Origin of the sequence: Eubacterium maltosivorans (assembly GCF_002441855.2) — a bacterium.
GTDB lineage: Bacteria > Bacillota > Clostridia > Eubacteriales > Eubacteriaceae > Eubacterium > Eubacterium maltosivorans.
Genome location: NZ_CP029487.1, coordinates 2,688,011 through 2,703,186, shown reverse-complemented (window position 1 = coordinate 2,703,186; position 15,176 = coordinate 2,688,011). Strand labels below are relative to the sequence as shown.

Annotated in this window: 8 protein-coding genes; 7 read left to right on the top strand and 1 reads right to left on the bottom strand. The window is 39.9% G+C overall.

The window, feature by feature from the left end; genetic code table 11:
• Nucleotides 1-44 precede the first annotated feature (44 nt).
• The 6 genes from CPZ25_RS12790 to CPZ25_RS21185 all read left to right on the top strand — a co-directional run bounded on the left by CPZ25_RS12790 (nt 45) and on the right by CPZ25_RS21185 (nt 12,166).
• A complete protein-coding gene (locus tag CPZ25_RS12790; RefSeq protein WP_096918768.1) occupies nt 45-2,192 on the top strand; it encodes an AAA family ATPase in 2,148 nt (715 codons plus the stop codon).
• On the top strand, nt 2,171-4,120 hold the full coding sequence (locus CPZ25_RS12785; protein WP_167495228.1) for a UvrD-helicase domain-containing protein: 1,950 nt from the start codon (nt 2,171-2,173) through the stop codon (nt 4,118-4,120). The genes CPZ25_RS12790 and CPZ25_RS12785 overlap by 22 nt, the downstream gene beginning before the upstream one ends.
• A 277-nt stretch (nt 4,121-4,397) precedes the next feature.
• Nucleotides 4,398-8,924, top strand: coding sequence for a DEAD/DEAH box helicase (locus CPZ25_RS12780; protein ID WP_096918766.1), 4,527 nt, complete (start codon nt 4,398-4,400; stop codon nt 8,922-8,924).
• A 31-nt stretch (nt 8,925-8,955) separates the two neighbouring features.
• The gene (locus CPZ25_RS12775; RefSeq protein WP_096918765.1) at nt 8,956-11,124 is read left to right on the top strand and encodes a DUF3841 domain-containing protein; all 2,169 of its coding nucleotides are present in this window, start codon (nt 8,956-8,958) and stop codon (nt 11,122-11,124) included.
• A gap of 79 nt (nt 11,125-11,203) precedes the next feature.
• Nucleotides 11,204-11,953, top strand: a complete 750-nt coding sequence (locus CPZ25_RS12770) for a plasmid pRiA4b ORF-3 family protein (protein WP_096918764.1) — start codon at nt 11,204-11,206, stop codon at nt 11,951-11,953.
• Between the two features lie 3 nt (nt 11,954-11,956).
• Nucleotides 11,957-12,166, top strand: a complete 210-nt coding sequence (locus tag CPZ25_RS21185) for a DUF6429 family protein (protein ID WP_082669421.1) — start codon at nt 11,957-11,959, stop codon at nt 12,164-12,166.
• A 253-nt stretch (nt 12,167-12,419) separates the two neighbouring features.
• On the opposite strand, the gene CPZ25_RS12760 is transcribed toward CPZ25_RS21185, so the two are convergent.
• A complete protein-coding gene (locus CPZ25_RS12760; protein WP_074616439.1) occupies nt 12,420-13,361 on the bottom strand; it encodes a sugar-binding transcriptional regulator in 942 nt (313 codons plus the stop codon).
• A gap of 256 nt (nt 13,362-13,617) precedes the next feature.
• On the opposite strand from CPZ25_RS12760, the gene CPZ25_RS12755 reads away from it, so the two are divergent.
• Entirely contained in the window at nt 13,618-15,159 is a 1,542-nt protein-coding gene (locus CPZ25_RS12755) for an FGGY-family carbohydrate kinase (RefSeq protein WP_074616440.1), read from the top strand.
• Nucleotides 15,160-15,176: the final 17 nt, after the last annotated feature.

Genomic DNA, 15,176 nt, shown 5'->3' with positions numbered 1-15,176 from the left:
TGGTAGAAAGTTAGATTAAGGGATAGGGGAGAGGGATTGAGATTATGAAGCTAACTCAGTTGCGAGTACACAATTATCGTGTTTTTAAAGAAATAAATGTAAGTTTAAAGGACTTTCTATCACTGGTCGTGGGAAAGAATAACACAGGTAAGACATCACTGCTGACGGTCTTGAACAAATTTATTAATTGTAGTTCGGCATCATTTGGTTATAATGACTTCAATTTTGAGTTTCAGTCAAAGCTGTATCAGGCTATTGAGAAGGATGGACGATGGGAAACCGAAGATCACAAAGGGATTGAGCTATACCTTTTTATACAATACGACGACAATGATTCATATGCGAATATCTGTGATTTAATGATGGATCTTGATCCGGAAAATAATATTGTTGTGCTCAAATTTGAATACATCCTTCCAGATGACCAAATAGAAAAGCTCCAGCAGGACTGGCAAGAGTATTGGCAGAAAACTGTGAAGAAAAATAAAGATTCTGAACCTTCTAAGGAAATATGCTTTGAGGCGTTCGTGCAGTCCCGGCTCAGCAGATATTTTAAAACACAGAAAAAAGCAGTGCGCTATGATGTAGAAAAAGGAGATGTCGATGAGGAGGACTATAAAATACTCGACAGGTCTGTAAAAATTGACAAAATTGTTTGTTTTAACTATATCAGCGCCCGCAGAGACAGTGACAATAAGGAGAATGACACCTCGCTCTCCACATTGTCTGGAAAATATTATGAAAGAATGAAAAATGACATGGAAAATCCAGTCATCGATAGCTTTGAGGATGCTCTGAGCAGCACAGATGCATCTTTTACAGAAATTTACGACGAACTTTTTGGCAATGTGATTGGCAAAGTTAAAAAGTTTGGAGGAGTTAGAAAAAACGATACAATTATAAAAATTGTTTCAACGCTCAGCCAGAAAGAATTTCTCAAGGGAAATACAAAGGTCATGTATGAGGCTGAGAAGCACAATCTGCCGGAAAGCTACAACGGCCTTGGATACATGAATCTCATCAGCATGATATTTGAAATTGAGACAATTCTTTGTGATATGCGCGGTGACAGTGATCCTGGCACAACACCTGCGGATATCAATCTGTTATTTATCGAAGAACCGGAAGCGCATACACATCCGCAAATGCAATATATATTCATTAATAATATCAAAAATCTTCTGTTTGAAGGAGTCAGTGACAGTGAGGATAAGAATGGCATTCATTTACAGACGATTATATCAACTCATTCGTCACATATTGTCTCACAGAGCGATTTTGAGGATATCATCTATTTTTACAGAGAGACCCCGACAAGTGTGATTTCAAAAAATCTTGAAGGACTTGAGATCGCATATAAAAACGAGAAGAATAATACCACTTATAAATTCCTGAAACAGTATCTGACTTTAAATTATTCGGAGATCTTTTTTGCCAATAAGATTATCATGTACGAAGGAGATACTGAAAGAATCCTGCTGCCCGCTATGATGAAAAAGATTGATCAAGAACGGCATAATGAGGGCAATGTGGATCTTTTGTCTCAGAATATAACGCTCGTAGCGGCAGGAGCCTCTGCGCATCTGTTTGATAAATTCATCGCTTTCTTAGGCATAAAGACTTTGATTATCACAGACATCGATGCCGTTAAAGAAAAAATTATTGAGGACAAGAACGGAAGATTTAAAAAAAGTGAGTGCAAGGTTCGTACCAGAGAAGGAGAATACACAAGCAATGCGGCGTTAAACCATTTCTTTCTTAATGGTGGAGCAATCACAAAAGCGCAGGGGCTGGAGCATTTGTACAAACTTACAAGTAAACAAAAAATATTTAAGAATGAGAATGAAAAGTGGGTTGCGGATCCTGAGGGTATACTGAGAGTCGCATTTCAAACAGAGGAAGGAGCATATTATCCGCGGAGCTTCGAGGACGCCTTTATAGAACTTAACCGCGATATGCTGATTGAGAATCAAGATAAATTTCAGGGATTGAAAAACAAACCATATATCAGTAAAAAGGACGATTATGATGCGTACGATCTGGCGGAAAAATGTATTAACAGTAAAACTTCTTTTGCAATGGATATACTAATCAACAGTACAAGTGATTCAGGAAAAGGATGGGATTACACAAACTGGCAGATACCGCAGTATATCGAGGAGGGACTATTATGGCTGCGAAAGGACAACTGACCGATAAAGGATGGTTATCTGAAGAAGATAAGGTCATGAAGCTTATTCGGGAAGGGCATAATTTTGTTCTTAAAGGTGGTGCGGGAAGCGGAAAGACCTACTCGCTTGTGCAGATATTGAGCCGGATTCAAGCAGAAAAACCATGGGCCAGAATTGCGTGTATCACTTACACAAATGCCGCAGCGATTGAAATACGCAACCGGGTGAGTAATGAAAAATTGTGGGTATCAACGATTCACGATTTTCTTTGGCGCGTGATCTCATCATTTCAGAGGGAAATGAAAGAGACACTCATTCATCTGGTGAATAACTCCGAAGAAAGACTTTGGTATCCAGACAAAGCTACTGTTGATATGAATGATTTTCCTTCAGACATTACCTACCAGGAGTACACAAAACTTGGGAGTGGAACAATCTCCCACGATGAAGTGTTATTGCTGGCGAATCGAATGTTTCGAGACTACCCAAAGCTTTGTGATATTCTCATAGACAGCTATTCATTTATTTTTGTGGATGAATATCAGGATACAGACGAACTGGTGATGGAACTTCTTCTTTCACATTTGAGTGGACAAAATATAACTAAGAAGAATATGATTGGCTTTTTTGGCGACACCATGCAATCTGTTTATAAAGAGTCCGATAATGATAGGGCTGAATGGTTTGAGAACAATGTTGTTGAAGTACAGAAAAATCAAAACCGCCGCAATCCTATAGCTGTCATTAATTTGGCGAACACAATTCGAACAGACGGATTAACACAAACCCCTTCAGATGATGAAAATGCGCCAAATATGCAAAATGGCATTCCGGTTGAGGGCAGTATCACGTTTTTGCATTCTAAGAGTTTAGATATCGACAAAGTACGCGAGTCAAGATTTTGTGCAGGATGGGATTTTAGTAACCCGAAAGAGACGAAAGAGCTGAGGCTTACACACAATTTGATCGCTGATGATGCGGGATTCCTTGACTTGCTGTCTGTTTATGATAAAGATCCGATTACAAAATTCAGAAGAGAGTTTGAGAAAGAGGCAAGAAATCAAAAATATGAATTTGACAAAGACGCAGGATTTGAAACGGTTTTAAAAGGTATGGTATGGAACTATAACAGTAAAACGCATTGCAGAAAAAGTCATCTGGATGTATTTCTTCAAGATATAAAAAGAAAAGAATGTTTTAATTATGTGAAGGACTGGCCTTATTTGAAAGTAAAAAAAATATATCTTGATAAAGAGATGCTTCTTGACGATGCAGTCCGCATAGATGCAAAAAATACGCATAAACCGCGCAAAAGCGCAATTATCAGACATCTTGTCAAAATTCAGGAAATATTATTATTGTACCAGACAAAAGATTTTCATGATCTGATACGCAAAACATCATTTCGTGTTTATAGTACAAAAGATAAGCAAGCGCTAAAAAAAATCGTCGATCAATGCACAAGCCAATCAAATGAAATGACTATCAAAGAAATGATTGATTATGCTGACAGCACAAAACTTTGTGTTAAAGATGATGCATTTAATATGTATATTCAGGAACATGAATATGAGTATTGGCGCGTTTTAGATATTCCTTTTGAACGATTCGCAAAATGTTATCATTACATTGAAGGAAAAACCGTTCTATCGACACAGCACAAAATTAAAGGACAGGAGTTTAAAAACGTACTTGTCATTCTTCATAACGGCGATTGGGCAAAATATAATTTTGAATATTTGCTGAATGAGGGAATAAAGGATACATTAAAGGCGGGAAAAAAGAAAAGCTTTAATACGATTCTTAACCGGACGAAGAAGTTATTTTATGTCTGTTGTACAAGGACAAAGGAAAATTTAGTGGTGTATTATCCATCTCCCACACAAGAAGTTATCGAAAGTGCTCGAAATTTATTTGGTCTAATAAATTGTTATTGTTTGGATGATTAAAAGGGATAACGGACAGTAAAGGAATCAATATCATTTTCAGGAGAACAACCAACATTGAGGAAACAAAGTGTGGCCCAAATTATTCGGATGAAAAACTGAGAGCAATGGGAAGTTGGTTTCTAGATATTTGATTTTTATGGAAACAAAAGTTGAACGTGAAATCTCTATGACGTTGGAAGATTAAACAAAGTATCTTGTTAATATGGTTTATTCAAACTGAGAATACTAAATCCGCGCTTATAGTCATTACACGCATATAAATAAATGAGGAGGGCTTATGAGCAGAACGCAATCAGCAGAAAAAATTTTAGAATATTGGTTTGCACTAGAATTTTTGTCACAAGACAAGTATCCAGATTATAGGAACACAAAGAATAAAATAGACAAACATAAGAAAAAGGTTATAAATAAAACGGCAAAGAATAAATCGATTGGGGATTTTATTTTACTGACAAACAAAGACATTAAAAAAAATCTTTACGAAATAGTAGCTAATGAAGCATTTGACTGTGACATGAAAAAGTGGGGGAACTTAACTATTTACATAGGTAAAGTTAAAAGAGAAAAGTGTATTGAATGTATTTCCAAAATTCTACCATTTGATCAAAAGGACGAAAAGCGACCTGAGAAAAATAATGATACAATAGCATGGATGAGTCTGCAGCTTTCGCCGGAAGGAAACTATGTAAGGGGCTCCCTGTCTTTATCGACAATTATCTGGGCACTTAACCAGATAAAATCTGGCAAAAAAGATTTTTCCAGTTCTCTAGACAGCAAACTATACGATAATGCAGTACAAGAAATTGAGAAAAAATTTTTTGATAAGAATATTGAGAGCACTTTGGCTGATGAACAAGCAAAGGAAACAATAGTAGATTATTTTGCGGAACATGAAACAGCTAGAGAGAAAGAATTACAGGAATTTTCTGAGACCGCTATATCAATAGAGCTTCTACATAAACTGTATAAAGCTGTAGAAGTAATGTATATAAAGGGAAATATTGAAAATACAGAAAATGCATATGAGGAAGTATATGGAATAAGTTTTCAGCTGTTTGCAGATGAAAAAACAAAAAATAAAAAAGAAGATGATAATTATCTTGGATTAAGTCGTAATTATTACTTGGATGATTTGAAATATATTCTTGGAAAAGTAAAAGATGGTGATTTAGACAAATCTTCCTATATGAGACAAGACATCTTAAATTACATCACAGCATTGAAGGAGGAAGATTCCCGAATAAATAAAAGGTTTGATTTGGTTAATCCCAAATTGCACGGTAAAGACGAATTATTAAAACAAGTAAATAAAATTTTAGATATTGAAAATGCGCCATTAGGAAAATGGCCATCAAGATTTATGCCAGTGTTTATGCAGCAAATAGCTATAAATTTAGCAAGAAGTACGGGCATAACGAATCTTTTTAAAGAAAATAGTAAGATATTTTCTGTAAATGGTCCGCCAGGTACAGGAAAAACGACTCTGCTCAAAGAGATTGTGGTAAATAATGTCATTGAAAGGGCTGTTTTATTAGCTAAATATGATGATCCTGACAAAGAAGCATTTGAAAAAAATGATTTTCTACAAGGAGATGGTCCGGAGAATGCATATTCCAAATATACACGTCATTGGTATAGCTTAAAGAACGACAAAATCAATGATTATAGTATACTGGTAACCTCTTGTAACAATGCGGCGGTTGAAAACATTTCAAAAGAACTCCCGAAGAGTATGCTGAAAGATTTACGTCCTCTAGAAAATGATACTGATGAACTAAAAGCCCTGTTGTTAGAGGTTAGAAAGCTTTTTGATGCAGATGAGTCGGGTGTGGAAGAAACGACTCATCAGGGAGCGACGTATAAAGATGTGTATTTTACTCAATACGCAAAGATGCTTTTAGGCGACGACGAAGTATGGGGATTAATAGCTGCACCCTTGGGAAAAAAATCGAATTTAAATGATTTCTATTATAATGTCCTCTATCCATTGGGACGCGATTTCTATAAAACAAAGGATACAGCTCTAAAACGGGTTGAATCCTTTCAAACTGCTAAAAAGAAATTCCAGGAACAGCTGGAAATTGTAAAAGATATGCAAAATGATTTGAGGAGAGTCGGAAATTTATTGGTTAAAAAGATAACCCTAGAAAAAGCGGTGTCTAAAACATGTGAGCAATGTAAAGCTGTTATTGCAGCAAACAAGTATGAAATCGAGAAAGATCAAAAGAATATCTTCGAACTAAGTAATCGGGAGAGAGAACAGCAAGAAAAAGCAACAGTATATGAAGCTGATCTTTATCAAGTGGAAAAGAATCTGCAGACAAAAGAAACAGAGCTTAAAAATGAAAAAGCGAAGATTAAAAACTTTTTGGAAAAAGAGATTTCAGCAAGAAATTCAGTTGGTGTTATTTCTAAAATATTTAATAAATCCAAGTATAGAGCGGCTATGAATCTTGCTGATGAACACAAAAAAGATGCTGATGAACAAAAAAATATTGTATCTTTATTGGAAGCGGAGATAAACCAAATAAAGGAGAGCATGAGGCAAATAGAAGAGATAAGCAATTTTACAAAAAGAGAGTGTCTTGAAACGGAGGAGCAGCTTAAAAGATTGACAAAGAAAGTTGAAAGTGAAAATCAAAAGATTGCAGAATATGAAAACGAGAAACAGCAAGCATGCAGTAGACTGGAAGCTGCTGAAAAAATGTATGCAGCAGAGATAGCAAGGCTTTCAAGCTTAGACGTTGTCGATCAAAATGTTATTTTAGATAAAAAATTTATGGAACAATTGTTTTCTGATGATGTAAATGTGTCAACTGCTGCCCAGGTAGACAATCCTTGGTTTACACAGAGATATAACCGAGAAAGAGAAAAATTATTCGGCTATGCAATGAGAATGAACAAAGAATTTGTCATTTCATCAAATCATTGTAGAGATAATTTTGTAACCTTAGCTCAATATTGGGGATTAAGGCTGGGTGATGAGAATGAAAGAATTGTTTTTCATAAAGAAGATAGGGAAAAAATGGTTTCTGCTCTTTTCCAAACGCTATTTTTATTAGTGCCAGTGATTTCTTCGACTTTTGCCTCTGTTGGAAGTTTGCTAAAAGATGTGAAAGAATCTGGTAAAATTGGAATGCTTGTCGTTGACGAGGCAGGCCAGGCCCAGCCTCAAATAGCTCTAGGAGCACTGTACAGGAGCCGTAGAGCTGTGATTGTAGGAGATCCTAAACAAGTTGAACCTGTTGTCACAGATGATTTGGTTTTATTGAAAAAAGCATATAAAGATGATGAATTAAAGCCGTATAAGAGAAAAACACTTTCTGTACAGGAATTCGCGGATCAGTTAAATGTTTTTGGGACATATTTGGATAATGAATCGGATTATCCAGACTGGGTCGGTTGTCCATTACTGGTTCATAGGCGTTGTATTTCTCCGATGTATGAGATTTCAAATGAGATTTCTTATAGTGGTATTATGAAACAGCAGACAAGTCTACCAAAACCTGAAAAAGTTGAGAAGTTTATTTGTGATAGATCACAGTGGATAAATGTAAAAGGGAAAGAGAAAGGAAATACAAACCATTTTGTAGATGCTCAGGGGCAAAAAGTTTGTGAATTGTTGGAGATCGCTTTTTCTAAGAATCCAGAACCTAGTGTATACATTATCAGCCCATTCACAAGCGTTGTTTCGGGAATAAAAGAGTATATAGATAAATATTGTCAAGAATGCAGCGGCACAACAAAGATAAATATAAAGTATATTCTTGATAACAATCAGAAAAAAATTGGAACCGTTCACACCTTCCAAGGTAAAGAAGCTGATGAGGTTATCTTTTTACTGGGATGTGATACAAGTGAAGACGCAAAAGGTGCAATTCGTTGGGTCAACAAAAACATTGTAAATGTTGCAGTGACACGAGCTAAATACAGGCTGTATGTCATTGGAGATGAAGAAGCATGGAAGGCGTCAACCTATATTCATAAAGCAAAACAAATAATCGATACATTTGCTATAAAGGAAATCAAGGTTATTTTTGAATCAAATCTTACAGAGCAGGAAAAACTGGAGGCGTTAGCAAAAGCATCAAAAGCATTGCCGCCGGTGACTTCCTTTATAGACCCTAAATCCGAAGATAGTGCTGATACATCAACCTTGATTCAAGGGTTATATAAAGAGTTTTTGAATTCAGAATTGACAACAGAACAATTAGAAAACTTTGGATTTAAAGGCAAAAAAGATTTGGAGAAATTGGCGGTGGACGTCAAAAAAAATATATACCTTGGAATGAAACTTTATTTTCTGCTTAAGCCAGTATACAATAACGCAAACAAACAATTGGATGCTTCTTGTTGCTCGATTCTTTTCTGCAAAGCAATAGAATTGCAGATGAAGGATTGCTTTACCGATAGTTTAAAAGAGCTTTTCCCGAATGACATGATCAACGGAATGGGGAAAGGAAGACGAGAGATACCGCTTAAAGATGCTCGGAGTAAAGAACTTACGCTAGGAACATTTGCCCAAATTTTAAAGCAGAATAACTCGAAGCTTGGAGACATGATGAAAATGCGGGGAAAGAATGTGCATGATGCGCTTTGGTGGAGCTCCTTCCAGGAAAAAGTGAAGGACTGTGCGAATAAAAGAAATAGGTGTTGCCACGCTGGACTTTTTACTTGGAGAGATCATGAATCACTGTTAAGTGATATATTTAGAAAAGATGAAAAAGAGAAAAATAGAGATAGAAAAATTGATGGACTTTTGTTTGAAAGTCAAGTAGGTAAAGAATTGAAAAGATTGCGGTAACATATTGGAGGTTAATATACCAAAAAGGAATATGAAAATCAAGCTATGGACCATTCAACATGAAAAAGCATATCATAAATTTATTCAAACCGGAATATGGAGAGCCGATCCTTCATACTCAATATTTGATGAAGAATTTCGTGACGCTTACGATTGGTTGGCGTCTCAGATGGATATGCGCATCGGAAGTCGGCCTGAAGGTGTGAAGTATCCAATGTGGGCCTGGTATCAATGGGAAGGTGAGCGAAAACGCTGTGATTTACGTTGTGGAGGATATGCTAAACGAGGAACTCAGATGGTACAGGTTGCTTTTGAAATTGATGACAGCCAGGTTGTGCTTTCAGATTTTGATGGTTGGCATTTTGTACTGAGTAATAGTTATCTGGCCGTTGATGAACAGGATTTTAACAGCTTCTATGAGAAGTTAGAGTCTGGTGGATTTACCCATTGTGATATTATAAATTTTGAAAAGAAAGACGCTTTGCTGGAGAAATGCAGAGATAAAATTAGAATGAGTTGGGATAGAATATTTGACTTGGATCGATACACACTAGATTGGGATTGTCCCCCGGCTCAGAAATCGATACAGGCCACTTTCTGGGAATTAAGGAAGGAACAGATCAAGAAGGTAGAATTTTTTTTCTGCAAAGTAATGAAAGGAGACGGAGACGTCATGCCTACCAATAAACAGATCCACGAATTCGCCGTCAAATACCTGAATAAATACTGCAAAAACACCACCTCCGATCACGAAGTCGAAGAAGGCTTTGCGGAGGAGTGCTTTGCCCTGAATTTTGTGGTGGATTGTGGTCGGTCATTCACAGCGGCATATCCGGAAGCAAATGTTTTTTGTGATTATGCGCATCTGGAATACATCATTGATGATGTGACAGATGTTCAATTGCTGGGGTCAGCCATATTTTCGGAATGGCGTTATATTACCCACTGGAGTGTGGGGGAAAGCCTGCTCTCGAACATGCACAGGCCTTGGTTTATCATCGCTTTCTCGCGTTTGGCAGCTTTGACGTTTGAAGATAAAACAGAGTTGGATATGTTACGGGAACCGGTACAGAAAATCAGAATTGTTACAAATAATATTTGGCGCTGTCCTGAACCAGAAGACGAGGTGGAGCAGTATCTGACCATGACGGCGGATGGATATGCGTGGTTTTCTGGTTTTAAATATGGAAAAGGATTTGGAAAGTTTGAATGCATTCGTATGCAGCAGGTTTATCTGGAAAAGGCAAAAATCAACCAGATTTTTTCAGTCCTTTTTAATTATTTTACTGAAGTATTTGACGATATTCTTATTAAAGACATCGGGTCTTGGGAGATGACAATGACCAATACCGAGGGGCGGGAATTTTTCTTTAAAAGTTCTTTGTGCGTAGATTACAAGGCTGAGGGATTGTACCTCTCAGAGATGCTCCGTGACGCCCTGAAAATTAAAGATCTTTTTGTTTTTGACGGCAACAAAAACTGGGATAAAATAGAACGGATAGCAGTAAACTACCATAGAATCACAAAATCAAACCCCAAAGGGCTTCAAGACGAAAATTCCCACACGGAAACAGAAGATTACACAGAGCAATTGACAATTGACCGGGAATCTGAAAGCATCGAACACACACAGCGCATAAATTCGGAATACGCGGTCAGCCATAAATATCAAATTAAAAAAGCTGTGCTGGATTTTCTGGATTATTTCGACTCGGATACGCTGTTTGAATCTATTGAAGGCAATCCGGCCGATGCTGTTGAAGACCCAAATGAAAGCAGAGAGTACACTATAACGATTGACTTCAGAAAAAAGGCTCGGCGCATTATTCGAGGAAGTTACGATAAAAACGGCCTTCCCGAAGACTGGCCGGAGTTCATCGAGGAGCTCTCATGGGTTATGCGGCATTATGACTTCGGAGAAATTTTTAGGCCGTCTGTTTATTATAAAGAAAAGCGGCGCGCCAGTGATTATATTTTTTGCAGTGTCGCATTTGCAGATGGAGGTAAAACATACTACTACCTCACTGAGGATGATACCATTGAGATCGGTGACTGGGTCGTAGTTCCTGCCGGAAAAGAAGATCACACAGCGATTGTTGAGGTGGTGGAGATTGAATACTTTTCAAAAGATGCGGCGCCCTTTCCCATCGGGAAAACAAAGCATATTATGAAGAAGTGCGATGAGGAGGATTTAGATTAGTCTGAAAAGTGGTTGTTTCCATTTTGGAAAAGGCCACTTGGTATACAGATAACAGTAAACGAAAAAGGAGTGAAGAAAAATGGCCTCACAACCAATTTATCAATTTTACGCTGAACTGAAGGATTATGAACCAAAGATATGGCGTCGCTTTCAGTTGATGAACAATATCACAATGGCGCGCCTGGGTTATATCCTGATGACGCTGTTTGAAATGCAGGCGAGTCATCTGTTTTGTTTCGATGTTCATGTAATCGATAATCTGCGCAAAAGCATAGAGGGCAGAGACACAAAAGTGTCAATTGATCTTATGGTTGACATGTTTCGGAAAAATCCTAAACATTCCGAGCTGCGTGTTGAATTGATTGATGAGGAAAGTTTTTTCGGATTTGAAGGCCGCGTTTCAGACGCCGCAGAAACAAAAGTTAAGCATATTCTTACTGAGAAAATGGAGACCATGACTTTTTCCTACGATTACGGTGATGGCTGGGAAATAGAGCTCGTGCTGGAGGAAATAGATGCGGAGAAGGAACTGTCCGGAAATGAGCTGCCGCGCGTGCTTGAGGGTGAGGGCTACGGTATTATCGAGGATTGTGGGGGGCCCGGCGGTCTTGAGGAGCTTGCAAAAGCGTTTAAGGAGAAAAAAGGGCCGCAGTATCAGCGATACACGGAGTGGCTCGGTGTTGATGAGCTGGATCTATCCTCATTTGATCTCGAAGACATGAATTACCGCCTAAAGAAGGTGCCACGAATTTATAAAGATGCCTATGAATACGGTCTGGAACCCACAAAGCAGTCCATGGATTTGCTTGTGAGAAAATATAAAAAATAGGTTTTGGAGTATAGCAGAACAATTCACGGTAAATTTGACGAAAACAGTTCATGGAAAGGATATTTTTTTCAAATATTGGATGTACTAGAAGAAAGGAACTTGATTGATCAGAGAAGTCATCGGTCGAAATATGTACACATTTACGATGAAGGGCTAGAAAAAGCAAGAGAACTGCTTAAAAAATATGGCATTGAAGATTGGAAAGAGGGCTAAAAAGAGGCCGTCGCACTAAGCTAAGCAGAAAACACCGTCAAAGGATTGCGAAAGATAGCTGCCCTTGCCGCTGTCCGTGGATTAAAACACTCTCTTGGTAAAATGCGACACCTTTGGTGTGCATTTTAATTTTGAACCGGGTGTTCTTTAATCCGCGGACAGCTTTTTTGTACGATTCATTGACTTAAAACGCTGCCGTTCCTTTAATAGCGCTGGTATTTGCGGGCGTCACGCTAATGTGACGACCCTTTTTTTATATTCCCAACAGCGCCAGCGCAGTCTCCTCATCGGTAAATAACGCATTTACCAGCTTTAGGGAGAGCACAGCGTGGATAATATCCTTTTTATAAGCGCCTTCAGCAATGCCAATGCTGGTCCGCGCGTTGGCGCTGGCCTTAAAGATATTTGCCCGGATCAGTCTTCTTGTGAAATCTGTATCGATGGGGTTTCCATTGACGTCGAGGTATTGAAGGGCAATATCGCCCATGACCTGTTTGGCCTTCAGCTCGGTGATATCGCCGGGTGTAAAAATTCCGAACTGTGGCTGTGAGGAAACTTCAAAGGTACCCATGCCCAGAAGCAGGATATCGGCGTGTTCACCCATGTACAGAAGCTTTTGTGTCTGGTCGTTGTTCATCAGGGCTTCGTATTCCTTCGGCGAGCTGCACACAGCCGGAGCGTGGATAACTTCGGCAACGCCGTTGATGGTTTTGGCCAGGCGGATACTGCTCAGGTTGGGGAAAAGATCCATGGTATTGCCGAAGCTGCCGGCCAGAGGAACAACTTTAACCTTTGGAAAACACAGGGATTCGGTGGCTGAGATGAGCCTTGAGACGCTGGTGCCCCAGCCGACGCCAACGATGTCTTCTGGGCGCAGCTCTGAAATAAAATAGTTGGCGGCGGCGAGGGCCAGATCGTCTCTGGTGGTATTATCGCTTTTGATGACGCCGACATGCTTGATGTAATACTTGTGCATGAGCGCGCTTTCCAGGGCTGCGTTTTCGGTAAAGGGCGTCATGACTTCAATTTTTACAATACCGCTTTCCTCTGCGCGGGCCAGGAGTTTTGAAACCCACGGTCTTGAAATATTCAGTTTTTTTGCAATTTCCTGCTGTGACAATTTTTCTTTATAGTAAAGATTTGCGATGAGGATCATTTTATTAAACATGGAATCTGATGATTCGATTTTATTCATTTTGTCTTCCTTTTCTCGGTGGCTTTGACCTCTATCACACTAGAGGCACATTTGTTACTAAATCTAGTTTGATTATACGTTAAGCATTGTTAAAAAGTCAAGAAATATAAAGGTTTTGGTTTAAAAAACAAAAAAATATTGACACACATATGTTATTGTTGTATGATGTTGATATCAAAAGTTACAAGTAGGAACGAATGTATCTCATGGGGGAGAATACAATCCTGGTTGTACAAAAATTTAAGGGGGTAATACAATGAAACAGTTGGATTGCGTGTTAGGGATTGATATGGGCACCGGTGGTGCGCGTGTAGGTATCTTTGATTTAAAGGGGACGCCGATTGTATTCTGTGAGGAGCCTTATCCGCTGTATACGCCGGCATCCGGGCGTGCGGAGCAGAACCCGGATGAATGGTGGGCAGCAATCTGTAAGGCATCACGCAGGGCCATCAGGGAAAGTGGTATTGATCCATCCTGTATCAAGGGGATGAGTGTGGATACCACCTGCTGTACGGTGCTTTTATCTGGAGAGGATATGGTACCCTTAAGACCGGCAATTATGTGGATGGATATCCGTGCTTCAGAGCAGGCAAAGCGCATGTACGAAACCGGTCATGATGCGCTGAAATATAATGGATACGGCATGGTTTCGGCTGAGTGTCTGCCGGCAAAAGCTCTCTGGCTGAAGGAAAACGAGCCGAAGCTGTACCACAAGGCTACGCGCTTCTATGAATGTACAGACTGGCTCACCTACCGTTTAACAGGCGAGTATACCGCCAGTATCAACTGTGCCTCCAGCCGTTGGTACTACAATTCGGAGGAGGGCGGCTATCCTGTTGACTTTTACAACACGATTGGGCTGGAAGATCTGGTGGAAAAGCTGCCGCCGCGTGTTCTGGCAATGGGAGAGCTGGTCGGCGGGCTGACTGCAGCCGCAGCCGAGGAGCTTGGTCTGGTGGCTGGCATTCCGGTGGGAGAAGGCGGTGCGGATGCCTTCGTCGGTGTCATCGGCCTCAATGCGGTTCAGCCTGGAAAGCTTACGCTCATCACAGGCTCGTCGCACCTGCACATTGCCCAGGTGAAGGAAGCCATCCACAGCAAGGGTGTCTGGGGCTCCTATCCTGACGCCATCGTCAAGGGACTTCAGATGGTCGAAGGGGGACAGACCTCGACCGGTTCCATTGTCAACTGGCTTAAGGAGCAGCTCTGCGGCAACCTGAAAGTACAAGCAGCAGAGGAAGGGTGCAGCGTTTATGATATTCTGAACCGTGAGGCGGAAGCTCTGCCCATTGGCGCAGATGGCATCATCGCGTTAGATTTCTTCCAGGGGAACCGCACGCCACATGTTGATCCGGATGTCCGCGGTATGTTTTACGGACTGTCTTTGGGACACACGCCAGCGCATATGTACCGCGCGGTCATTGAGAGCATTTGCTACGGTACGGAAACCATCATTGATTCCTTCCGTCAGGCAGGCTTTTCACCGGACGGCATTGTGGTTTCCGGCGGCGCGGTCAAGAGCCGGTTCTGGCTCCAGACCCATGCGGATGTCTGCAATGTTCCGATCATTGTTACAAAGGTAACAGAAGGCCCATGCCTTGGCTCAGCGATTCTCGGCGCTGTTGCTGGCGGCGTTTATCCAGATATCCAGACTGCCGCCGAGTCCATGACAACGGTTGATTATACCGTAGAGCCAGACCAGCAGCGCCATGACGCTTATATGTTCTATTATGAAAAATATAAGGAATTTTACGCTCTGGCTAAAGACTGGATGCACGCAGTCACCACACACAAATAAGATAATTGACAGAAAAA